1 protein-coding gene is annotated in these 604 nt (G+C 41.4%); it reads left to right on the forward strand.

Annotated elements, in window-relative coordinates; translation table 11 throughout:
- Nucleotides 1–117 precede the first annotated feature (117 nt).
- On the forward strand, nt 118–604 hold a 487-nt coding region (locus ACFIO5_RS12810; protein WP_375705609.1), incomplete at its 3' end, for an AAA family ATPase.

The following is a 604-nucleotide window of genomic DNA, read 5'->3' on the forward strand; positions in this document are numbered from 1 at the left end:
GATTCAAACGGTCAGTCAGTTGAAAAAGATTCTTATGCAAGATCGTCCGCGGGTTTGGCAATTGGAATATGAACGTGATGGTATGTATATTCGCCAATTTATTCGCTGAGGTTTTTTTTGAATAAAGATCTTTTTATTTCGTCTTTTGATCATCGGGTTTATAAAAAGCAGCCGCTTGCAGAAAGGATGCGTCCTCACTCCCTTAATGATGTAACGGGACAAAGTCATTTGGTAGGAGAGAAAGGTTTGCTTTCACGGATAGTGGCAGCTGGCTCAATTGGTTCGATGATTTTTTGGGGGCCTCCAGGGACAGGAAAAACAACAGTTGCGCGTTTATTAGCACTTGAAACAAATTTCGCTTTTGAACAAGTTTCTGCTATTTTTACTGGGGTTGCTGAGCTTAAGAAGATTTTTGAAAGTGCTCAGGCGCGTTTTATGTCTGGAAGTCAAACAGTTTTGTTTGTCGACGAAATTCATCGCTTTAATCGTGCACAGCAGGATAGTTTTCTTCCCGTTATGGAAGATGGTACTGTTATTCTTATAGGGGCAACAACGGAGAATCCTTCGTTTGAACTTAATGCTGCCCTTCTTTCTCGTGCACGTG

The organism is Bartonella sp. AA86SXKL (assembly GCF_042196885.1).